Raw genomic sequence first — 21,458 nt, forward strand, 5'->3', positions numbered from 1 at the left:
CCTACCTGCTCTTGATACGTCTTCGACAGATCGGTCGTGCGCACCGTGGCAAGCGCAAACCTTGCCGGGATCCGGCAACCGGGGCCGGAGCGCTCACGAGCGTTCGGTCCGGTGGGCGGGCAGCGGACCGGCGGCGCCTCCCCGTCGGTCAGGGAACGGCGGTGAGCAGCCGCTCCAGCAACTGGGAGGCGGTGATCACGCCGAGCAGCCGGGTGCCCGCCTTGTCCTGGGCCGCGACCGCCACCAGGGGGCTGCGGACCTGTGCCATCAGGGCGGCCACCTCGAGCGCTGTCGCGTCGGGCTCGGCGACCGGCGGACTGGGCACGCTCTTGGAGAGGCACTCGCGGACCGAGCGGCCGGCCAGCGCCTGGCAGAGCTGGTCCGCGTGACGTTCGTCCACCACGGCGGCCAGCGTCGGGTCGTCGACGACGTAGCCCGGCACCAGAATCTTGATCATCTGGGAGGCGGGGAGGATGGCCGTCGGCGCACCGAGGCCGTCGACGACCAGCAGGGCCGGGAGCTGGTGCTCCGCCATGAGGCGTGCCGCCGCCAGGGCGTCGGTGTCCATGCTGACCGTCTCGTACTCCACCGCCAGATCGCGTGCCCGCATGACCGGCTCCCCTCTGTCCTGTGCGTCCCACTACCCAGCAGCGTCACCCCTACCCGTGCCGCCCACCACTCCCGCGCCGGGAGGACGGACCCGGACGGGCGTCCCAGGGGGCCGGACGTCCGGCGGTGGACATCGGAAGCGGGACGTCCCGGCCCCGGGGCCTCACGTCCCGCGCGGCCGGAGCGCCCGGTGCCTCAGGTGCCGCGGCCGGAGACGGTCACCTTCCCGGACGTTTCCGGGCCGGCCCCGGCAGCCTCGTCCTGCCGCCGGGCGCGGAGCGGCAGCGGACCGGTTGCGGCCGCCCTGGAGCGGAGCCTCGGCAGCCCGGGGAGGCGGCGCCCGTGCAGCAGGCCCAGCACAAGCGCCAGGCCCACCGCTATCAGGTGCTCGCGTCCCGCCAGATTGGGCACCGCCACCGACTCCCACACCATCGACCCGCCGGTGAGTGCGAACACCACCGGCGCGCGCCGCACCACGGAGAGGTACGTGAACAGCCCGACCACCGCGGCGGAAGGCCCGGTGTCCAGCACCCGTCCGACCTGCGACGGCAGCCCGAGCCCCCACCAGCCCGGGCCGAGGGCGAGCATCACCCGCACGGCCAGGGTGCCCGCGAGCGTGGCGGCGTACGCCACGGCCAGCGTCCGCACCCGGCCGAGGACCAGCTCGGCCAGCGCGAAGGCGAGGAAGAGCTGGGTGATGCCGGCCCACACCGGCAGGTCCAGCGCCGGCACGAACAGCGACACCGGGGTCCGCAGCAGCGCCAGCCACAGCGGTAGGTCGGCGGTCACGCCGCCCACCAGCCACACCAGACGTGCGCCGGCCGGCCGCTGCGCCAGATCATGGAAGAAGATCACGCCGAAGGCGGCCAGGAACGCCAGCGACAGCCCCGTCAGGCCGCGCCGCCGCAGCCGCCGCACCGGATCGGCGACGATCCCCTGCCATTCGCCCCACAGCGTGCGCGCCACCAGCGTCGCGGCGCGAACCACCGCCCCCCGGCACCGTCCGCGCTTCCCGTCTCCCATGCCCCCGCCCCCTGCAAGCCCGGGCGCGCCCCTGCGCGCCCTGCCGCCACCAGGGTAAAAGACCAGGTGGAGCGGCCGTACCGAACCGGCTGGAGCGGCGCTACCGGAAGGAGCGCAGTCGCAGGCTGTTCGTCACGACGAACACCGAGGAGAACGCCATCGCCGCGCCCGCGATCATCGGATTGAGCATCCCGAAGGCGGCCAGCGGCAGCGCGGCGACGTTGTAGCCGAACGCCCAGAACAGGTTGCCCTTGATGACGGCCAGCGTCCTGCGGGACAGGCGGATCGCGTCGGCCGCGACCCGCAGGTCCCCGCGGACCAGCGTCAGGTCGCCCGCCTCGATCGCGGCGTCGGTGCCGGTGCCCATGGCCAGGCCGAGGTCCGCGGTGGCGAGCGCGGCGGCGTCGTTGACGCCGTCGCCGACCATGGCGACCGTGCGGCCCTCGGCCTGGAGCCGCCTGACCACGTCGACCTTGTCCTGGGGGAGGACTTCGGCGATCACCTCGTCGATGCCCACGGAGCGCGCCACCGAGTCGGCGACGGCCCGGTGGTCGCCGGTGAGCAGGACCGGTGCCAGGCCCAGGCGCCGCAGTTCGGCGACCGCCTCGGCGCTGCTGTCCTTCACGGCGTCGGCGACGGTGAGGACGCCGCGGACCGCTCCGTCCCAGGCGACGGCGACGGCGGTCCGCCCCTCGGCCTCCGCGGCCGCCTTGGCCTCCGCCAGCTCGCGCGGCAGGGCCGGCGTCCATTCCGCGAGGAGCTGTTCGCGGCCCACGAGGACCGCGTGGCCGTCGACGACGCCCTGGACCCCGAGACCGGGCACGTTCCGGAACTCCTCGACCGGCGGCAGCGCGCCGACCCGGTCCTCGGCGCCCGACGTGATCGCCCGGGCGACCGGGTGCTCGGAGGCGTGCTCCAGGGCGCCCGCGAGCCGCAGTACCTCCTTCTCGTCGGCGCCCTCGGCGAGGTGCACCTCGCCGAGGGCCATACGGCCGGTGGTGACGGTGCCGGTCTTGTCCAGGACGACGGTGTCGACCCGGCGGGTGGACTCCAGCACCTCGGGGCCCTTGATGAGGATGCCGAGCTGGGCGCCGCGGCCGGTGCCCACCATCAGGGCGGTCGGGGTGGCCAGGCCGAGGGCGCACGGACAGGCGATGATCAGCACGGCGACGGCGGCGGTGAAGGCCGCGGTGGTGTCGCCGGTGACCGCCAGCCAGGTCAGCAGGGTGCCCAGGGCGATCAGCAGGACGACGGGGACGAAGACGGCGGAGATCCGGTCGGCGAGGCGCTGGACCTCGGCCTTGCCGTTCTGCGCGTCCTCGACCAGCCGCGCCATCCGCGCGAGCTGGGTGTCGGATCCGACGCGGGTCGCTTCGACGACGAGCCGGCCGCCGGCGTTGACGGTGGCGCCGGTGACGCCGTCGCCGGCCGTGACGTCGACCGGCACCGACTCGCCGGTGAGCATCGAGGCGTCCACGGCCGAGGCGCCCTCGACGACGGTGCCGTCGGTGGCGATCTTCTCACCCGGGCGGACGACGAAGCGGTCGCCGACCGCCAGGTCCGCGACGGGCACCCGGACCTCCGTCCCGCCGCGCAGGACCGACACGTCCTTGGCGCCCAGTTCCATCAGGGCGCGCAGGGCGGCGCCGGCACGCCGCTTCGAACGGGCCTCGAGGTAGCGGCCGAGGAGGATGAAGGAGGTGACGCCCGCGGCGGCCTCCAGGTAGATCATCGACGACGCGTTGCCCCGGGAGACGGTGAGGTCGAAGCCGTGGCGCATGCCCGGCGCGCCGGCGTCGCCGAGGAACAGCGCCCACAGCGACCAGCCGAAGGCGGCGACCGTGCCCACCGATACCAGGGTGTCCATGGTGGCCGCGCCGTGCCGGGCGTTGGTCCAGGCGGCTCGGTGGAAGGGCAGCGCGCCCCAGACCACGACCGGGGCGGCCAGCGTCAGCGACAGCCACTGCCAGTCGTCGAACTGGAGCGCCGGCACCATGGACAGCAGTACCACGGGCACCGAGAGCACCAGCGAGACCAGCAGGCGCTGCCGGAGGGCGAGCAGCTCGCCGTCGGGTGCGGGCTGCTCGTCCCCGGTGTCGTCGCTCGGGGCGGCGGGCGGCGCCGGCTCCTCGGCGGTGTAACCGGTCCGTTCCACGGTGGCGACGAGGTCGGCGACCTCCACGCCCGGCGCGTAGGCGACCTTCGCTTTCTCCGTGGCGAAGTTCACCGTCGCCGTGACGCCCTCCATGCGGTTCAGCTTCTTCTCGACGCGGGCGGCGCACGAGGCGCAGGTCATGCCGCCGATCGAGAGTTCGACCTCGGACGTGGCCTGGGACACGGGCTCCGGGCTGCCCGGTGCCCTCCCGGTGGCGGTGCTGGGCATTGCGTGTCTCCTGGAGAGAGGCGGGCCGTGCGGCGTCCGTACGGCGGGGGCGTTGCGTCCCGTGCCGGGCCGATGGCGCGCAGGCCTGCCGGGGGGCGGGGTGTGCGGCTCGCGAGGACCCGTCACGCCCGCCCGACGAGCTCGTATCCGGCCTCGTCCACGGCGCTGCGGACGGCCTCCTCGTCGAGCGGGGCGGCGGACACCACGGTGACCTCGCCCGTCTGGGCGACGGCCTTGACGGAGCTGACGCCGGTCAGCGCCGAGATCTCCTCCGAGACGGCGCCCTCGCAGTGGGCGCACGTCATGCCCGACACCCGGTAGACGGTGGTGACGTCGGTGGTGTTGCTCTGCTCGGTCATGATCTCTTCCTTGTCTTCCTGGTGCGCGGGTTGCTGCAGGGGTCGGGTGGCGGGTCCACCCTTCCTCCCACCTGTCGGAGATTATACCCCTAGGGGGTATGGAGTCCAGGCGGGTGGAGAGCCCGACGGCGCCCCGTCCCGGCCGCCCCCGGGCGGTACCCCCCCAGGGGAGAACCGGTGACCGTGGACCGTGGGCGGCCCGGCACACTGGCCCCATGACCCCCTCGGACCCCAAGGCCGATCTGCTCCTCTCCCTCCAGGCCGCCCGCGACTCCGTGCTCTGGAAGCTGGACGGCCTCTCCGAGTACGACGTCCGCCGCCCGCTGACGCCCACCGGTACCAACCTCCTCGGACTGGTCAAACACCTCGCCGGTGTGGAGCTGGGCTACCTCGGCGAGGCCTTCGGCCGTCCGTCCGGCGAGCCGCTGCCCTGGCTCGACGCCGCAGCCGAGTCCAACGCGGACATGTGGGCCACCGCCGAGGAGTCCCGCGACGGCATCGTGGAGCTGTACCGCCGCGCCTGGGCGCACGCCGGTGCGACGATCGAGGCGCTCGCGCCGGAAGACGTCGGCGCGGTGCCGTGGTGGCCCGACGGCAGGAACGAGTTGACGCTGCGTCAGGCCCTGGTGCGGGTGCTCTCCGACACCCACCGGCACGCGGGGCACGCCGACATCCTGCGGGAACTCGTCGACGGAGCCGTCGGCCTCGGCCCGGGCGGGAACAGCATGGCTCCGGGGGACACCGCATGGTGGGAGGCGTACCGCGGCCGGTTGGAGAGTGCGGCCCGGGAGGCGGGCGAAGGCGCCTGACCGCGCGCCGGACCCGGCCGGCCGGGCCGCTCCTCCCGCCGGCCCGCGTCCGGCGTTCCGGCGACCCGGCGTCGCGGCCTCCGCGGGACCCCTGCCCGACCGGTCACTCGACGTCCTGCGACCGCACGGCCGGTACGCCGACGGCGAGGCGAGGTGATCCGACGGCACCCGAGGTGATCCGACGGGACCCGAGGTGATCCGACGGGACCCGAGGTGATCCGGACACCGTCGCCGCCCCGGCCCGGCAGGGGGCCGGCGGGCCGTTCCGACCTGCCGGGACATCCGGCGCCGGTCAGCCGAAGCGGAGGTTCCAGCGGTGGTTCCGGCCGGTGAGGCGGACCTGCGTCAGCGGCGGGACGTCGATCCGCCAGAAGGCGTCCGGGGGCGCTCCCAGGGCGTGCACCACGGACGCGCGGGCCACGGAGGCCGGGGTGACGGCCAGGACGCGCCCGGCGTTGCCGGGCAGGTGGTCCAGCCAGTCGCCGATGCGCCGGCAGAGCCGCACGACGGACTCGCCGCCGTGCGGGGCCGAGGCGGGGTCGGTGGTCCACTCGGCCAGGGCCTCCGGCTCGCCGGCCGCCAGTTCGTCGAGGGTCCGGCCGTGCCAGGAGCCCAGGTCCAGTTCGCGCAGATCGGTCTCCACCTCGGCGTCCAGGCCCAGTTCGGCCGCGGTCTGCCGGCAGCGGCCGGAAGGGGAGGTGAGGTGCCGCCTTGCGCTCGGCACACCGGCGGCGACGGCGCGGACCTGCCGCCTGCCCGCCTCGTCGAGCGGACCGTCGTCGTCGACGCGCGCCCCGCGCGGGGCCGCTGCGGGGGCCGGGGCGAGGAGGGTGAGCCGGATCGTCATGGGCGTGAGGCTAGTGCCGTGAGGGAGATCCGCGTCATGTCGGTCAGGGGCAGGGCGTCTTGGCCGGGTGCACGGTGTGCCGGTACCGTCTGGAGGACCAGGACGACGGTGCGGTTGGAAGTCCGGTGCAAGTCCGGCACGGTCGCGCCACTGTGTGCCCGGCGACGCCCTTCCCAGGGCGCCGACCCGGCGAGTCAGACCCCCGCTCCGTCGTCGCGTGCTCCACCTACCCGGGACGCGTGTTCCCGAAGGAGGTCCGCCATGGCCCAGTCCGCCATCGCCCCCGCCCCGCTCACCCCGCCCGCCGTCGCCAAGCTGCCGATCCGCGCGATCCTTCCGTGGGCGGCGTTCTTCGGCCTGCTGATGCTGATCCTGCTCTACTTCGTCGGCGCGGAGCAGGGCGCCGTGTCGCTGTTCTCCGGCGCCGGTGTCCACGAGTGGGTCCACGACGGCCGGCACCTGCTCGGCTTCCCCTGCCACTGAGGGCGCGGGGAGCAGCAGATGGACTCCGCCATCGTCCGCGCGCTGCTGGTGCGCGGGATGCTCGCAGGTGTCGCCGCCGGGCTGCTGGCGTTCGGGCCGGCCTACCTCCTGGGTGAGCCGGGTGTCGACGCGGGCATCGCCTACGAGGACGCCCACCCGCACGAGCACGGCGCCGAACTGGTCGGCCGGGCCATGCAGTCCACCACCGGTCTGGCCACCGCGGTGCTGGTCTTCGGCACCGCGGTGGGCGGCATCGCCGCGCTGGTGTTCTGCTTCGCCCTCGGGCGCGTCGGCCGCTTCGGGGCGCGGGCCACCGCGGCCCTGGTGGCCGGTGCCGCCTTCACCACCGTCTACCTGGTGCCGTTTCTGAAGTACCCGGCGAATCCGCCGGGCGCCAATGATCCGGACACCATCGGCAAGCGCACCGCACTGTACTTCCTGATGATCGCACTGACGGTGCTGGTGGCCGTGGGCACCGTGCTCCTCGGCCGGCGTCTCGCGGCCCGGTGGGGCAACTGGAACGCCACCCTCGCAGCCCTGGTCGCGTTCCTCGCGGTCGTGGCGGCGGCGATGGCCTTCCTGCCGGCCGTCGACGAGACCCCCGGCGACTTCCCGGCCGCCGTGCTGTGGCAGTTCCGCCTGGCCTCCACAGGGATCCAGGCGATGCTGTGGGCCGCCTTCGGAGTGATCTTCGGTGTTCTCGCCGAACGGGTGCTCGGGCCACTCTCCGCCGCTCCGGCCCCGGCCGCCGCGTCGGGGGCCTCCACCGCCGTCTGATCGTCTCGTGCGGGGCCGGTGCCGGGGGCGCGACCGGCACCGGCCCCGCACGCGCAGGTGCCCGGGGTTCCGACCGGCGGAGCCCGAAGCGACGGGCGGCCGCCCGCAGAGGGCCCGGCGTTCTTCCCCGGCCGGGGTCGACATCGGCGGCCCTGAGCGGGTACCCGGGGCCGAAACGCACCGGGTGCGGGTCGCTCGGTCCGCGGCATCGTCTCGGTCCGCGGCATCGTCCACGGCCCCCGCCCGGCAACCACGGGCCGTCAGGCGGTGGGAGGCAGTGCCGCAGTTCCCTGCGGCGTCCGCCCGGAGCTCTCACCGCGTCCGCACCGCGTCCGCCGGCCCGCTGCGGGAGCGACCCGGGCCCGCCCGGCCCGGGACGTGCGCCGGTGCCCGCTCGGCGCACCGGTGACGGAAAGGAGCCCGACGGTGCCGGACATGGAGCAGGACGAGGCGCGCGAGCGGTTCGGCGGCGCCAGGGTCGCACGGCTGGCCACGCTCGACCCCGGAGGGCGGCCGCACCTGGTGCCGATCGTGTTCGCCGTCCGCGGCGACGAGGTCGTCACCGCCGTCGACCGCAAACCCAAGCGGTCCCGGCGGCTCAGGCGGCTGCACCACATCGCCGTGCACCCGGCGGTCAGCCTGCTCGCGGACGACTACGTCGAGGACTGGGACCGCCTCTGGTGGGTGCGCGCCGACGGCGGCGCCCGCATCCTGCCGCCGGACGCGGTGGACGGACCCGAGCAGGGCGAGTACGCCGCCGCCCTCGAACTGCTGCGGCGGAAGTACCCCCAGTACCGTGACCAGCCCCCGGACGGGCCGGTGGTCGTGGTCGCCGTGCACCGGTGGACCGGATGGCGGGCGGCCGCCGAGGACGACCGGGGCTGACGACGCCCGACCGGATCAGTCGCGCCGGCCGGCGTCGCGCTCGGCGCGCTCGGTGTCGCGCTGCTTCAGCCGGGCCGCCTCCTTGCGCACCTCCGCCTGGGTGGCGCGCTCCCTGCCCAGCCACTCGGGCATGTCCTGCTTCAGCGTCTCGATCTGCTCGGTGGTGAGGGGCTCGGTCACCCCGCCGCGGGCCAGGCCCGAGATGGACACACCGAGCTTCGCCGCGACCACCGGACGGGGGTGCGGGCCGGTGCGGCGCAGCTCCTGCAACCACGCGGGCGGATTCGCCTGGAGTTCGCCGAGCTCCGCCCGGGTGACGGCGCCCTCCCGGAACTCGGCGGGGGTGGCGGGGAGGTACACACCCAGCTTCTTCGCCGCCGTGGCGGGCTTCATGGACTGGGTGGACTGCTGCGACTTCATGCGGTCCAGCGTATCGGCCCGGACGGGGGCTCCCGGCCGCGCCGGGTAGCCTTGCGGGGTGACCGGCTCGCAAGACTCGCCCTCGTTCCGCCTCGCGTACGTCCCCGGAGTCATGCCCGCCAAGTGGGTGCGGATCTGGAACGAGCGCCTGCCCGACGTCCCCCTCGACCTGCAGCAGGTGCCCGCCGCCGAGGCACCGGGCGCGCTGCGCGAGGGTCGGGCCGACGCGGGTCTGGTACGGCTGCCGGTCGACCGCACGGTGTTCAGCGCCATCCCGCTCTACACCGAGACGACGGTCGTGGTGGTCCCCAAGGACCATCTCGTCACCGCGGCCGACGAGGTGACCCTCGACGATCTCGCCGAGGAGGTCCTGTTCCACCCCCTCGACGACGTGCTCGGCTGGGAGCGGCCGCCGGGGGAGCCGGCCTTCGAGCGGCCCGCGACCACGGCGGACGCCGTGGAGCTGGTCGCGGCCGGAGTGGGTCTGCTCTGCGTGCCCCAGTCCCTGGCCCGTCTGCACCACCGCCGGGATCTCACCTACCGTCCGCTCACCGACGCCCCGCAGTCGCAGGTGGCCCTGGCGTGGCCCGAGCAGGCGACGACGGACCTGGTCGAGGACTTCATCGGGATCGTCCGCGGACGTACGGTCAACAGCACCCGGGGCCGCCGTCCCCAGCCGTCCGCGGAGCAGGCCCGCCAGGAGCGCCGGGAGAAGCCCGCGGCGAAGAAGCCCGCGAAGAAGGCCGCGTCCGGCGGGAAGAAGGCCGCGTCCGGCGGGACGGCGGGCCGGGACACCCGAGGCCGATCGGGCTCGCCCCGGTCCGCCGCCCGCCGCGGCAGGCCCCGCCGACGTTCCTAGGGGCGTCCGGGGGACCCCTCGCCGCCCGGTCGGTCGCCCGCGGCGGCGAAGGCGCCGCCGGTGCCGAAGGCCAGCTCGGCGAAGCGTTCGCCGATGCGGAGATGGGTGTCGGCGTCCGGGTGCAGCGCGTCGGGCAGCGGCGACTCGGCGGCGTCGGACTCGCCGTACAGGGCGCGGCCGTCGAGGTGGTGCAGGTGCGGGTCGTGCGCCGCCCGCTGCCGCACGATGCGGGCCAGCTCGTCCCGTATGACGGAGAGAGTCAGCTTCCCCTGGGCGCGCTCGGCGGGATCGCCGGCCGCGAGGAAGCCGAGCCGCCCTTCGCCCAGAGCGGACAGGTCCGGCGCGGTCGGTCCGGGGGTGTCCTCGTGGATCGGGCACAGCAGGGGCGAGACGACGAGCAGCGGGGTGGTCGGGTGGCCCTCGCGGACGGTGTCGAGGAAGCCGTGCACCGCCGGAGTGAACGCGCGCAGCCGCATCAGGTCGGCGTTGACCAGGTTGATGCCGATCTTCAGGCTGATCAGGTCGGCCGGGGTGTCGCGCAGGGCCCGTGCCGTGAACGGGTCGAGCAGGGCGCTGCCGCCGAGTCCCAGGTTGATCAGGTCCGCACCGGCGAGGCGGGCGGCGCGGGCGGGCCAGGTGGTGGTGGGGCTCGCCGCGTCGGAGCCGTGGCTGATCGAGCTCCCGTGGTGCAGCCACACCCGGTCGCCCCGGTCCGGGACCGGCGTCACGGGCGCGTCGGTGCGCAGGGCCACGAGTTCGGTGGTCTCGTTGTGCGGGAGCCAGACCTCGACGTCCTTCTCCCGGTCGGGCAGATCGGTGAAGCGGAGCGTGCCGGGCGCGCCGGCCCGGTGCTCGGCGCCGCCCGTGGTCATGTCCAGGGTCAGGGTGTGGCCGCCGGCCACGCTGCCCTGCCCTGCGGGCAGGCCGTCGACCAGCAGGTCGTAGACGCCGTCCGGGCGGGGCGGGGCACCGGTGTAGACCCGCTTCGTGGGCAGTGTGTCCAGCTCGACGGCGGTGGCGCGGGTACGGAAGACCAGCCGCACGCCGGAGGGCTGGGACTCGGCCATGGCGAGCTGGGCGTCGGTGTTCTGCGCGCGGGCCCGGGCGGGCAGCCGGTGGGGCAGCAGGCCGTGCTCGGTGCGTTCCAGGTCGAGTGCGCCGCGGAGCAGGTCCGGGGTGAGGGGGGTGGTGATCCAGTGGTGGCCGGGTTGTTCGGTGTGCATGGGGTTCCTGCCTCGGGGGTGGTGCGAACGGCCGTCCCGGCCGCGGCCGGCGGCCTGCGGGCGGGTGGCCGGGGTCAGTGCTCGGGCCAAGCCCGCAGCAGGGAGTCCAGGGCGTCCAGGGTCCGCACCCAGGACTCCTCCGAGTCGGGTGCGCTGTGCTGGAATCCCCCCGCCAGTTCCAGGTCCACGAAGCCGTGGAAGACGCTGCCCAGCAGACGGACGGCGTGGGTCTGGTCGGGCTCGGCGAGGTCGTAGCCGCGCAGGATCGCCCGCGTCATCTGCGTGTGCCGGACGCCTGCGCTGGCCGCCGCGGTCTCCGGGTCCAGGCGGAGCCGGGCTGCGGCGTAGCGGCCGGGGTGCTCCCGGGCGTAGTCGCGGTAGGCGTTCGCGAAGGCGGTCAGGGCGTCCTTGCCGGCCCGGCCGGCCAGTGCGTCGGCGGCGCGGTCGGCGAGTTCCTGCAGAGCGAGCAGGGCGATACGGGTCCTGAGGTCCCGGGAGTTCCGCAGGTGCGAGTACAGACTCGCGACCTTCACGTCGAACCGCCTGGCCAGGGCCGAGAGGGTGACCTGCTCGAAGCCAGCCTCGTCGGCCAGCTCCGCTCCCGCCCGTACCAGACGCTCCGCGCTGAGTCCCGCACGCTCTGCCATGACCCTCTCCTTCTTCGCCTATGGCAACCATGCATCTACCTAAAGCTTTTAGGCAAACTGCTTTCAGGTGGAGGATCGCAGGGATGCCCGCACGGGCGGCACGAGAGGGCGGCCACGGGGGCGGGCGGAGGCGGCGGGCAACCGGGAAGGGACGGCCGGCGGGCGACGGCAGGCGGCTGCCGAGGGGGCGTGCGCAGGCCGGCAGGTGGCCGGTGGAATCGGCACGTGGCCGGTGGGAGGGTCGGCGGACGCCGACGCGTGCGCGGCGGGGCCGGCAGGCTAGGGCTTTCGCTTCCCCGCCGACCGGCCGACCGCCTCCACCAGCGGCAGCAACCGGTGCGGCACCCGCTCGCGCAGGGCCACCTCGGTCCGGGTGCGCACCACGCCGGGCAGGCCGATCAGCTTCTGGATCACGTCCTCCAGATGGGCGTTGTCGCGGGCCACGACCCGGGTGAGGAGGTCCCCACCGCCGGTGATCGAGAACGCCTCGACGATCTCCGGCACGCCCGCCAGCGTGTCGCCCACCTCGTCCAGGTGTCCCTGGGTCACCTCGATGTGCACGAACGCCAGCACCGGATGGCCGAGCGCGGCAGGGGACAGGGCGGGGCCCGTGACCGTGATCACGCCGTCCCGTTCCAGTCGGTCCAGGCGGGCCTGGAGTGTCCCCCGGGCGACCCCGAGAACGCGGGCGTACTCGCGCAGGCTCGTCCGCGGCTGCTCCAGCAGCAGCCGCAGGATGCGGGTGTCCAACTCGTCCACCGCCATACCGCTCCGCCCTCCTCCCTGCCCACGGCCGACCCGGGCGGTGACCGCCACCCGCCGCGGCGGCCCGCCGGCCCTGGTCCGATGGTCCGGCCGGAGCGACCGGGGCCGCGTCCCCACTGGGCCAATGGCCCAGCACCCGGGCGCCGACTTGAGCCAGTGTCCCTTCCGATGCTGTCATAGGCGTGTCGATGGCGCTGCGGATCCCGCGGCGCCTTTTTCGTGCGACGACTTCGGACGGCTGAAGGCCACCCGAGAAGGAGGCGGTAGACGGTGCTGAAGACGGTGTTCGCGCATGCGGACCCGGGGCGGACGCGGCTGCGCTTCGCCGCCCGGGCCGTCCTCGGCGTCGGTCTGGCGACCGGCGCGTGCGGCCTTGCCGGGCTCACCCTGCCCGGCGCCGTCACCGGCGGCCTCGCCGCCCTGCTCGCCCTGTTCACCGTCACCGACAGCACCGTGCGCGGGCAGGCGGTCACCACCGCGCTCCTTCCGGCCGTCGGACTGCCCGTCCTCGCCGCCGCCGCCGGACTGCACGGCCACCCCCTCCCGCGCGACCTCGCCTTCCTCGCCGTCGTCGGAGCGGGCGTGTACGCGCGCCGGTTCGGACCGCGCGGCCACAGTCTCGGCGTGTTCGCCTTCATGACCTTCTTCGTCGCCCAGTTCCTGCGCGCGACACCCGGACAGCTCCCCGGACTGTTCGCCGCCGTCACACTGTCCGTGCTCGTCGCCTCCGCGGTCCGCTTCGGACTGTGGTGCTACGAGCGGCGGCTGCCTCCGGCACCCGTACCTGCTCCGCCGGGCGGCACCGGCCTGGCCCGGGTGACCACCCGGCAGGCCGTCCAGGCGACCGCCGGGGCGGGCTTCGCCCTCGTCGCCGGCCAGCTCGTCTCCGGGGACCGCTGGTACTGGGCGGTCGGCGCCACCTGGTGGATCTTCGTCAACACCACCTCCCGCGGCGAGACCCTGGTCCGCGGCTTCCGCCGCGTCGCGGGCACCGTGCTGGGCCTCGCTCTGGGATTCGCCGTCGCCGTCCCGGTGAACGGCGCACCCCTGCCCACCGCCGTCCTCGTCGCCGCCTGCGTCTTCGGCATCTTCTACACGGCCGCCGTCTCCTACACCTGGATGATGCTGTGCGTCACCCTGCTCGCCGAACTGCTGTACGGCCTCCTCGGCGTGCTGGACCCCGGCCTGCTCGGGCTGCGGCTGGCGGAGACGGGCGTCGGGGCGCTCGGCGCCGCCCTCGCCGTGCTGTTCCTGCTGCCCGTCACGACCCACGCCGTCACCGACGCCTGGATCCAGCGCGCCCTGCGCTGCGTGCACACCTGCACCGCCGTCACCGCCGCCCGCCTCGCCGGCGCGCCGGACGCCGATCCCGCCCCGCGGGTGGCCGAACTGGAGCAGCTGCTCGGGCGGGTACGGCTCTCCGTCGCCCCGCTGGTCCACCCCCTGAACCCGATGCTCGGCCGCAAGGAGCGCGCAGGGCGCGTGCTGGCGCTGCTCGACGACTGCGCCCGCGAGGTCCGCGGCCTGGTCTCCGTCGCCGCCGACCCGGAGGCCTCCCACGACGCCCGCCTCGCCGCGGCCTGCTGGCGGGTGGAGGCGGCCGTGGAGGCCCTGACCGACCGGGGGCCGGCCACCGCGGTCCCGACCGCCCGGGCCGCGGTGGCCGACCGGCAGACCGCGGCCGAACCGGTCCTCGCCCACCTGCACGGTCTGGAGCGGGCCCTGGCCGAACTCGCCGCACCACTGCGCGCCCCGTCCGGCTCACCGCTCGTCGGCGCCTGAAACCACCCGCACGGCCGCCCCGCACCCGGCGCGGCGCGCCCCGGCGGCCCCGAAGCGCGGTCGGCCGACTGCTACCGTCCCCCGGAAAGAGCCTCACGGCGAGAGGGGATCAGCGGTGCCGGACGGCGGGCGGCGGGCGTTCATCGGCTCCTTCACGGCGGCCGGCGGCCCCGGCATCGTGACCGCGGCGGTGGCCGGGGACAGCGGCGCCCTCACCGTCCTCAGTACCTCGGGCGCCGTGCCCGACCCCTCCTGCCTGGCCCTCGCCCCCGACGGACGCACCCTCTACGCGGTCAGCGAGACCGTCGACGGCGCGGTGTACGCCCACCGCGTGGACGGTGACAAGCCCGAGCAGGCCGGCCCGCGGGTGCCGGTGGGCAGCGGGCCGACCCACCTCGGCCTGCACGACGGCCACCTGCTCACCGCGGACTACGGGTCCGGCAGCGTCACCGCCGTGCCGGTACGCGCCGACGGGACACTCGCCCCGGCCGCCTCCGGTGTCCTCCGGCACACCGGATCCGGCCCCCACACCCCGCGCCAGCAGCGCCCGCACGCCCACCAGGTGCAGCCCGACCCCAGCGGACGCTGGGCGGTCAGCGTCGACCTGGGCACCGACTCGGTACGGGTGTGCGCACTGGACGGCGGCCGGCCCGTACTGCACCGGGAGACCGCCCTGCGGCCGGGGTCGGGGCCCCGCCACCTGGCTTTCCACCCCCGCGCGCCGTACGCCTACGTCGTCAACGAACTCTCCCCGACCGTCACCGTCTGCCGCTGGGACGCCGCCGCCGGCTCGCTGCGGCCCCTCGCCGAGACGGCGGTGCTGCCCGGCGCGCCCGCCGGCGACGCCTACCCGTCGGGGATCGCCGTCTCCCCGGACGGGCGCCGGGCGTGGATCGCCACCCGCGGCGACGACGTGGTGTCGACGTTCGCCGTCGAGGAAGGGGGAGCGGCACTCCGGCTGCTCGGCACGGTGTCGTGCGGTGGACGCTGGCCCCGCGCCCTCACCTGCGAGGGCGGCCGCCTCTACGTCGCCAACGAGCGCTCCGGCGACGTCACCTGGTTCGCCCTCGACCCGGACGGCGGACTGCCGCGGCGTGTCGGCTCCGTCCGGGTGACGGCGGCGTCCTGCGTGGTCTTCGGCTGACCGGCCCCGCCCCGCGCCCGCATGCCGAAGGGCCCGCTCCGGGAAGCAGAGCGGGCCCTCGTCCTGCGGCGTCCGTGGTGGTGCTGGATCAGTGGGCCGGCGTGCCCTGGGACTGCTGCGGGGTGATGCCCAGCGCCGTCGTGTACTTGGCCAGAGCGAGCTTGCCGACGGCCGGGTAGGCGCCCAGGGCCTCGGCGGCCGAGCAGCCGGCCTCCTCGGCGGCCCCCGCGACCAGCGCCGGGTCCACCTCCGGGCCGATCAGGTAGGGCGCCAGCGCCAGCTGCTGCGAACCCGAGGACCGCAACTGCTCGGCCACGGAGGCGATCGAGCCCTCCTGGTCGAGCGCGGCAGCCATCACCGGCACGGCCAGCCTTGCGGCGAGCAGCATGCCGGTGATGCCGGCCGCCTGCACGGCCTCCTCGCCGCCGACCGAGGCCAGCACGATGCCGTCCGCGGCGGTCGCCACCGTGAACAGGCGGGCGCGGTCGGCGCGGGCCAGCCCCGACTCCGACAGCCGCACGTGCAGTGCCTCCGCCAGCAGCGGGTGCGGGCCGAGCACATCGGTCAGTTCGGCCGCCACCCGGCTGTCCATGACGGCCTGGCGGACCTGACGCAGCAGGGCGCCGTCCGGGCCGGCCAGCAGCGGCACCACCACGGCCACCGGGCCCTCCGGCTCCTTGACCTCCACACCGGCGGCCACGGCCTGCTCGTAGCGTGCGGTCCGCTCCTCCGCGGCGTGCGAGAGCACGGCCTGCAGCGTGGCGAACTCCTCGTCGTCCCCGTCCACGAACCCGATCCGCGCATCCAGGCCGGGCAGCTCGGAGCGGGCGATGCTCACGACCTCCTCGGCGAGGCCGCGGGCGGTGGTGCTGGGCGTGCCGGGCACCGCGAGGACGAGCGCGGGCGCGCCCTCGGGAGCCGCCAGCGGTTCGGGACGGCGGTGCCGTCCCGGCTGGCGGGGGCGCGGCATTCGTACTGGCAGGCCGGACGCGGGCCCAGTGGGGGAACTCATGGCGCCGCATGTTACTGGCTTCCTGAACTTCCCTGTTCGGGGAGGGGGCAGGTGAGCGGTATCCGTCCGGTTTTGTCTGATGAGGTACGTACGGATCAGAAGTGATCAGCGGGTTCGCCGCCCCGCGGGGCCTCCGGCGTTCCGGTCCCGCGAAGCCGGGACCCGCCCGCCGCGAGCGCAGAGGCCTCGGGGCCCGCCGCGAGCGCAGGGGCGGAACTCGCGCTCACGACCCGTCCGCGTCCGCCGCGTCCGTCACCCGGAGCAGGGACGCGTCACCCGGCAGAGTGAGGGCGTCCCTCGCCAGATCGGCGGCGATGCGCGCCGCGCCGTGCAGCGGGTCGCCCCCCGGTGCCACGCGCTCGGCCTGCGGAAGCCGCTCGGCCAGTTCCCGCTCCAGCGGCACCAGCAGCGGCGCGCCGACGTTGAGCAGCCCGCCGGTCAACGCGATCCGGGGCGCACCGGAGGGCGGGCACACGGCCGCCGCGGACTCGGCGATGTGCCGGGCGGCCGCCCGCAGGATGCCGTCGGCGACCGGGTCGGCTCCCGCCGCGGCGCAGGCGGCCACCTGCGGGGCGAACGAGGCGAGCACGGCCGGCCGGTCCGGGCGCGGGTACAGCGCGCCGGGCAGCGAGGGCATCGGCCCGAACACCTCCTCGGCCCGGGCCAGCAACCGCCCCGACCCGCCCGGCCTGCCGTCGTGGGCGCGCAGCGCCGCCTCCAGCCCGGCCCGGCCGATCCACGCGCCGCCACCGCAGTCGCCCAGCAGATGTCCCCAACCGTCCGCCCGACGCCAGCGCACCAGGTCCGTACCGACGGCGACCAGTCCGGTACCCGCGGCGACCACCGCGCCCGGCCGGGCGCCGAGGGCGCCGGCGTAGGCGGTGACCGCGTCCGCGGCCAGCGCGAGACGCCGGACGCCGAACTCCCGCCGCAGCGCCCCCGGCAGCTCGGCACGCAGGCCCGCGCCCAGCGTGCCCAGCCCGGCCGCCCCGACCACCGCAGTGCCCGGGGCGGAGATCCCCGTCTCGGTGCCCAGCGCCCGCACCAGCGGCACCAGCAGCTCCATCAGGTGCTCCGCATCGATACCGCGTGCCCCGGTGCGCACCGGCTGCCCGCAGGAGCGCTGCCCGAGAACACCTCGGCCGGCAGTCCCGAGGGCCACACGCAGTCCGGAGCCACCCGAGTCGACGGCGAGGAAGGCGTGTCGCGGTGCGGCGGCCGACCCGGTCACGGCAGGCGCCGGTCCACCGGCCGCCTTCCCCCCGGGAACGACGGCCCCACCCTGCGGGCGGGAGATCCAGGACCGGTGCATCGGACACGAGGCGCCGAACAGGCGCGTCGACCGTGGCGCAGTGGCTTGATCACTGGATGCAACGGGCTCCCCTCCTCTCCGGCGACCGGCTGTGCGATCTGCTCGACCGGTCCTGATCTGCTCGACCGGTCCGAAGACCTCGACGACTCGACGAGGAGGAGGGTAGCGCCAAGCCCGGCGGCCGTGCGTGAGGGTTCCGTGTTGTGCCGGGGCGCGGCACCCACCAGTAGAGTGAGGCGCCGTGGCACCACGACCCTTGTATGAACTTGTAGAAGCAGGCTGGGCGAAGGCTCTTGAACCCGTGGCCGAACGCATCGCGGGCATGGGGGACTTCCTCCGGGCCGAGATAGCGGCGGGACGGACCTACCTGCCGTCCGGGGCGAACGTCCTGCGGGCCTTCCAGCAGCCTTTCGACGACGTCCGTGTCCTGATCGTGGGGCAGGATCCCTACCCCACACCGGGGATGGCCATCGGACTGAGTTTCGCGGTCTCGCCGGAGGTGCGTTCGTTGCCGGGAAGTCTGGAGAACATCTTCCGGGAGATGCACTCCGACCTCGGGTTGCCCAGGCCGTCGAACGGCGATCTGACGCCGTGGGCGCGGCAGGGTGTGCTGTTGCTCAACAGGGCGTTGACGACGGCCCCGCGCAAACCCGCGGCCCACCGGGGCAAGGGCTGGGAGGAGGTCACCGAGCAGGCGATCCGGGCCCTCGCCGGCCGCGGCAAGCCGCTGGTGTCCGTCCTGTGGGGGCGCGACGCGCGCAATCTGCGTCCGCTGCTGGGTGATCTCCCGGCGATCGAGTCCGCCCACCCGTCGCCCATGTCGGCGGACCGGGGCTTCTTCGGCTCGCGTCCGTTCAGCAGGGCGAACGACCTGCTGCAGCGGCAGGGCGCGCAGCCGGTGGACTGGCGCCTGCCGTAGCGCAGGTCGACCCGGACGGCGCGGAGTCCAGCGGCCCCGTGCGCGGGGGCGCCGGACTCTCGCCGGCTGTGAGCTCCGAGGCATGTGCCTTTCCGCGCGCGTGGAGGCAACCCCACTCAACCGGTGTGCGGAGCCCGGGCGTTGCCCCGTGCGAGGCCCGGCCGCCTCAGGCCACGACCGCTGCCCGCACGCACAGCACGTCCGGCAGGTGGGACGCCAACTGCCGCCAGCTGTCGCCGTCGTCGGCGGAGGCGTACACCTCGCCGTTGCGGTTGCCGAAGTAGACGCCCGCCGGGTCGGCGTCGTCCGTGCACAGCGCGTCGCGCAACACCGTGCCGTAGTGGTCCTGCTGAGGAAGGCCGGAGGTGAGCGGTTCCCATGACCGGCCGGCGTCGGCCGTCCTGAAGACGCGGCAGCGCCGGCCCGCGGGCACGCGGTCGGAGTCGGCGTTGATCGGGAAGACGTAGGCGGTGTCCCCGCGGTGCGGGTGCGCGGCCACGGCGAAACCGAACGTGGACGGCAGGCCCTCGCCGATGTCGGTCCAGTGCCCGCCCGCGTCGTCGCTGCGGTAGACCCCCCAGTGGTTCTGCAGGTACAGGCGGTCGGGGTCGGCCGCGTCCCGCGCGACCTTGTGCACGCACTGGCCGAACTCCGGGTCCGGGTCGGGCAGGAACACCGCGGAGACACCCGAGTTGGACGGAGCCCAGCTCGCGCCGCCGTCGGTGGTGCGGAACACGCCCGCCGTCGACACGGCCACCGTCACCGCCCGCGGGTCCCGCGCGTCCGTGAGGACGGTGTGCAGGCCCTCCCCGCCGCCGCCCGGCACCCACCGGGAGCGGGTGGGATGTTCCCACAGCGGTCGGACGAGCCGGAAGCTCTCACCGCGGTCCTCCGACCGGTACAGCGCGGCAGGCTCGGTGCCCGCGTACACCACGTCCGGCTCCGCCGCCGACGGGTGCAGCTGCCACACCCGCTCCAGCGAGGCCCCCGTGTCCTGCGGGAACCTGACGGCCGGCTGGGCCGGCTCAGTCCAGGTGCGGCCCAGGTCGTCGGAGTGGAACACCGACGGTCCCCAGTGCGCGCTGTCACCGCCGGCCAGCAGCCGCGGGGTGCCCGACCGGGTGTCCACGGCCAGCGAGTAGACCGCCTGTGCGTTGAAGTAGGGACTCTCGTCGAACTCCCAGTCGCCACCCCGGCGGCGCCCGATGAACAGGCCCTTGCGCGTGCCCACGGCGAGCAGTACCTCGACCATGCCGATCACCTCCGCGACGTTGCCGCCCGGGCGTCTTCGTCCCGGACATCGGCCAGTCTGCACCGCACCACTGACAGTCACCTCTCCGGCGGGCGTCGACCCAGGTCGGGGCGGCGATTGTGGCACACAGCGGACGTCCCCGGACGTGTTCCACGGCAATGGACCCGAGGTCCGCCGGCGCATGGCAGTCTCGGCCCGGAGGATTCGCCCTGAGCATCGGGCGGCCGCCTCCCGTATGGGACGGTGCCCGGGATGTTCGCCCGCTCACGAGGAGGATGCCTTCGATGGCGTTCCGAGGTCCGACGGTCTGGCTGTGGCGCTGGCGGCGCAACCCGCTCAGGCGCCGCGCCGACAAGGTGGAGGCCTGGGTGCTGCTCGCGGCCTGGACGGTCACCGTCCTGGCCGGGGTGCTCGCCGGCCTGGTGGCCGCCGGTTCCGTCGAGCGGGGACTGGCCCGGGAGCGCGCCGAGTGGCGGCCGACCGCCGCGCGCCTCGCGGGAGGCGTGCCCGGCCCGGCCGACCGGGGCGCCTCGGACGGCGACCGCGTGTGGGTGGAGGCGACCTGGTCCGCGCCGGACGGTTCCCGGCACTCCGGCCGGGTCCTGGTCAGCCCGGACAGCGCCGGCGGTAACGAGGTCACCGTCTGGACGGACCCGGCCGGCCGCCTCGTCGGCCCGCCCGTCACCGCCTCCCGGGCCCGCCTGAGGTCCGCCCTGATCGGAGTGCTGGCCGGGGCGAGCACGGCCGCGGTCCCGTTCGTCGCGGGCCGTGCCGTCCGCTGCCGGCTGGAGTACCGGCGCGTGCGGCAGTGGGACGTGGAGTGGGCGAGGTTCGAACCCCGGTGGCGGGGCCGGACGGGCTGACCGCGGCAGGGGCCCCAGCGGTTCCTCGCCTGCGCATGCGCCTCCACCGGCGTAGGCTCGATCACAGGCCGGATGACCGGGACGGCCACGGCGCGGTACGGACCACGGCTGTCGGGCGGAGTGCCGTGCGGCGCCGCGGCACTGCGTCCGGGTCGCGGTCCGTCTTGCCGCCGTCCGGCGCGGCTTCACGTCGCCCGGCCGGGTCGTGCCGGCTCCACCGCCGCACGGACGGACCAACGCCGGGCTACCGGCACGGGGAACCCGCCCCGGTATCCGATGTGCGAGTCCGTCGCAGCCGCGCCGCACCGCGAGGTGACGAAGGGCCGCAACCCGGGCACCCGGCCGACCGGATCGTGCCGTCATGCGAGGTGGAAGAGTCATGGCTACGCAGCAGTCGTCCACGACGACCTCTACGGCGGGCCCGCTGCGCACCGCGGCCTCCGCCCTGCGCAGGGTGCCGGGCGTGAGGCTGGCGGGCAGGGTGGCCGGTGGGACGCTGGACAAGGTCGGAGCCGTGTCGCCGCGCGGGCGCCGACTGGCGGTGTACACCGGAGCCGGGGTCCTGGGCGTCACCGGGGTGGTGGAGTGGCCCGTCGCCGTGACCGGTGCGGCCGTGGCCTGGCTGACCCGGCCCAGGCCGGCCGGGAGCGACCGCGCCGAGCAGGCGTCGGCACCCGAGCACGGGGCCGCTGCCGGGGGAGAGGGAGAGGCGGCCCCTTCCGGCGCGCGAAGCGGCTCAGGCTCCACGCGCCGCACTTCCTCGGGCGGCGCGGCGTCCCGCCGCACGCGTTCGGCTTCGGCCGGGAAGTCCGCGGATGGGAAGTCCGCGGATGGGAAGGCTGCGGAGAAGCCCACCGGGCAGGTCACGGGGAGTACCGGCAGGAAGACCACGGCGGGCACCCGCAGGAAGACGACAGCGCGTACCGCCAGGACGAGCACGGCGGGCACCGGCAGGAAGACCACGGCGGGCACCCGCAGGAAGCCGGCCGCGAAGTCGGCTGCGAAGCCGGCTGCCAGGGCGGGTGCGAGGGCCGGAGCGAGGTCTTCGGGTTCGGCGCGCGACCGCGGCACCGCCTGAGGTGGTG

22 protein-coding genes are annotated in these 21,458 nt (G+C 75.2%); 10 read left to right on the top strand and 12 right to left on the bottom strand.

Annotated features, from left to right (window positions below; translation table 11 throughout):
• Positions 1–148 precede the first annotated feature (148 nt).
• The 4 genes from ACL02U_RS11645 to ACL02U_RS11660 form a co-directional block, all read right to left on the bottom strand.
• Positions 149–610: a CBS domain-containing protein gene (locus ACL02U_RS11645; RefSeq protein WP_412790653.1), complete on the bottom strand. Its 462-nt coding sequence runs from the start codon at positions 608–610 to the stop codon at positions 149–151.
• Positions 611–804: 194 nt separating this feature from the next.
• Positions 805–1,596, bottom strand: a complete 792-nt coding sequence (locus ACL02U_RS11650; RefSeq protein ID WP_412790654.1) for a hypothetical protein — start codon at positions 1,594–1,596, stop codon at positions 805–807.
• Positions 1,597–1,732: 136 nt separating this feature from the next.
• Positions 1,733–4,015, bottom strand: a complete 2,283-nt coding sequence (locus tag ACL02U_RS11655) for a heavy metal translocating P-type ATPase (RefSeq protein WP_412790655.1) — start codon at positions 4,013–4,015, stop codon at positions 1,733–1,735.
• 122 nt (positions 4,016–4,137) lie between these two features.
• The gene (locus ACL02U_RS11660; RefSeq protein ID WP_412790656.1) at positions 4,138–4,374 is read right to left on the bottom strand and encodes a heavy-metal-associated domain-containing protein; all 237 of its coding nucleotides are present in this window, start codon (positions 4,372–4,374) and stop codon (positions 4,138–4,140) included.
• 215 nt (positions 4,375–4,589) lie between these two features.
• On the opposite strand from ACL02U_RS11660, the gene ACL02U_RS11665 reads away from it, so the two are divergent.
• Entirely contained in the window at positions 4,590–5,183 is a 594-nt protein-coding gene (locus ACL02U_RS11665) for a DinB family protein (protein WP_412790657.1), read from the top strand.
• A 292-nt stretch (positions 5,184–5,475) separates the two neighbouring features.
• Here the strand turns inward: ACL02U_RS11665 and ACL02U_RS11670 are convergent, their stop codons facing one another.
• Positions 5,476–6,030 carry a histidine phosphatase family protein gene (locus tag ACL02U_RS11670; protein WP_412790658.1) on the bottom strand — a complete coding sequence of 185 codons (555 nt, stop codon included), beginning with the start codon at positions 6,028–6,030 and terminating at the stop codon, positions 5,476–5,478.
• A 261-nt stretch (positions 6,031–6,291) separates the two neighbouring features.
• Here ACL02U_RS11670 and ACL02U_RS11675 point away from each other — a divergent pair, with 261 nt between their 5' ends.
• From ACL02U_RS11675 to ACL02U_RS11685, 3 genes are all read left to right on the top strand, one after another.
• Positions 6,292–6,513: a CbtB domain-containing protein gene (locus ACL02U_RS11675; protein WP_412790659.1), complete on the top strand. Its 222-nt coding sequence runs from the start codon at positions 6,292–6,294 to the stop codon at positions 6,511–6,513.
• An 18-nt stretch (positions 6,514–6,531) separates the two neighbouring features.
• Positions 6,532–7,290, top strand: coding sequence for a CbtA family protein (locus tag ACL02U_RS11680; RefSeq protein WP_412790660.1), 759 nt, complete (start codon positions 6,532–6,534; stop codon positions 7,288–7,290).
• Between the two features lie 426 nt (positions 7,291–7,716).
• Positions 7,717–8,175 (top strand): TIGR03668 family PPOX class F420-dependent oxidoreductase, encoded by a 459-nt coding sequence (locus ACL02U_RS11685; protein ID WP_412790661.1) that lies wholly within the window; start codon positions 7,717–7,719, stop codon positions 8,173–8,175.
• A 15-nt stretch (positions 8,176–8,190) separates the two neighbouring features.
• Here ACL02U_RS11685 and ACL02U_RS11690 read toward each other — a convergent pair whose 3' ends face one another.
• Complete coding sequence (locus ACL02U_RS11690) at positions 8,191–8,595, bottom strand: DUF5997 family protein (RefSeq protein ID WP_412790662.1); 405 nt, start codon at positions 8,593–8,595, stop codon at positions 8,191–8,193.
• A 58-nt stretch (positions 8,596–8,653) separates the two neighbouring features.
• Between ACL02U_RS11690 and ACL02U_RS11695 the strand changes: the two genes are divergently transcribed.
• Positions 8,654–9,454 (top strand): LysR family substrate-binding domain-containing protein, encoded by an 801-nt coding sequence (locus tag ACL02U_RS11695; RefSeq protein ID WP_412790663.1) that lies wholly within the window; start codon positions 8,654–8,656, stop codon positions 9,452–9,454.
• Here ACL02U_RS11695 and ACL02U_RS11700 read toward each other — a convergent pair.
• The 3 genes from ACL02U_RS11700 to ACL02U_RS11710 form a co-directional block, all read right to left on the bottom strand.
• Complete coding sequence (locus ACL02U_RS11700) at positions 9,451–10,677, bottom strand: GDSL-type esterase/lipase family protein (protein ID WP_412790664.1); 1,227 nt, start codon at positions 10,675–10,677, stop codon at positions 9,451–9,453. The two genes, ACL02U_RS11695 and ACL02U_RS11700, sit on opposite strands and share 4 nt — an antisense overlap.
• A gap of 74 nt (positions 10,678–10,751) precedes the next feature.
• Complete coding sequence (locus ACL02U_RS11705; protein ID WP_412790665.1) at positions 10,752–11,324, bottom strand: TetR/AcrR family transcriptional regulator; 573 nt, start codon at positions 11,322–11,324, stop codon at positions 10,752–10,754.
• 279 nt (positions 11,325–11,603) lie between these two features.
• Positions 11,604–12,089 carry an Lrp/AsnC family transcriptional regulator gene (locus ACL02U_RS11710; protein ID WP_412790666.1) on the bottom strand — a complete coding sequence of 162 codons (486 nt, stop codon included), beginning with the start codon at positions 12,087–12,089 and terminating at the stop codon, positions 11,604–11,606.
• Between the two features lie 270 nt (positions 12,090–12,359).
• Between ACL02U_RS11710 and ACL02U_RS11715 the strand changes: the two genes are divergently transcribed.
• Both ACL02U_RS11715 and ACL02U_RS11720 read left to right on the top strand, forming a co-directional pair.
• Positions 12,360–13,871, top strand: coding sequence for an FUSC family protein (locus tag ACL02U_RS11715; RefSeq protein ID WP_412790667.1), 1,512 nt, complete (start codon positions 12,360–12,362; stop codon positions 13,869–13,871).
• 115 nt (positions 13,872–13,986) lie between these two features.
• Entirely contained in the window at positions 13,987–15,015 is a 1,029-nt protein-coding gene (locus tag ACL02U_RS11720; protein WP_412790668.1) for a lactonase family protein, read from the top strand.
• Positions 15,016–15,103: 88 nt separating this feature from the next.
• Here the strand turns inward: ACL02U_RS11720 and ACL02U_RS11725 are convergent, their stop codons facing one another.
• Positions 15,104–16,027, bottom strand: a complete 924-nt coding sequence (locus ACL02U_RS11725; protein WP_412790669.1) for a sirohydrochlorin chelatase — start codon at positions 16,025–16,027, stop codon at positions 15,104–15,106.
• A 223-nt stretch (positions 16,028–16,250) separates the two neighbouring features.
• Positions 16,251–17,258 carry an N-acetylglucosamine kinase gene (locus tag ACL02U_RS11730; protein ID WP_412790670.1) on the bottom strand — a complete coding sequence of 336 codons (1,008 nt, stop codon included), beginning with the start codon at positions 17,256–17,258 and terminating at the stop codon, positions 16,251–16,253.
• Positions 17,259–17,580: 322 nt separating this feature from the next.
• Here ACL02U_RS11730 and ACL02U_RS11735 point away from each other — a divergent pair, with 322 nt between their 5' ends.
• Positions 17,581–18,258 (top strand): uracil-DNA glycosylase, encoded by a 678-nt coding sequence (locus tag ACL02U_RS11735; protein ID WP_412790671.1) that lies wholly within the window; start codon positions 17,581–17,583, stop codon positions 18,256–18,258.
• Between the two features lie 166 nt (positions 18,259–18,424).
• On the opposite strand, the gene ACL02U_RS11740 is transcribed toward ACL02U_RS11735, so the two are convergent.
• Positions 18,425–19,510 carry a WD40/YVTN/BNR-like repeat-containing protein gene (locus tag ACL02U_RS11740; protein ID WP_412790672.1) on the bottom strand — a complete coding sequence of 362 codons (1,086 nt, stop codon included), beginning with the start codon at positions 19,508–19,510 and terminating at the stop codon, positions 18,425–18,427.
• A 284-nt stretch (positions 19,511–19,794) separates the two neighbouring features.
• On the opposite strand from ACL02U_RS11740, the gene ACL02U_RS11745 reads away from it, so the two are divergent.
• On the top strand, positions 19,795–20,373 hold the full coding sequence (locus tag ACL02U_RS11745; protein WP_412790673.1) for a hypothetical protein: 579 nt from the start codon (positions 19,795–19,797) through the stop codon (positions 20,371–20,373).
• Between the two features lie 379 nt (positions 20,374–20,752).
• The gene (locus tag ACL02U_RS11750; protein ID WP_412790674.1) at positions 20,753–21,451 is read left to right on the top strand and encodes a hypothetical protein; all 699 of its coding nucleotides are present in this window, start codon (positions 20,753–20,755) and stop codon (positions 21,449–21,451) included.
• The last annotated feature ends 7 nt before the right edge of the window (positions 21,452–21,458 follow it).

Origin of the sequence: Streptomyces sp. MS06, assembly GCF_047200655.1 — a bacterium.
Classification (GTDB): domain Bacteria; phylum Actinomycetota; class Actinomycetes; order Streptomycetales; family Streptomycetaceae; genus Streptomyces.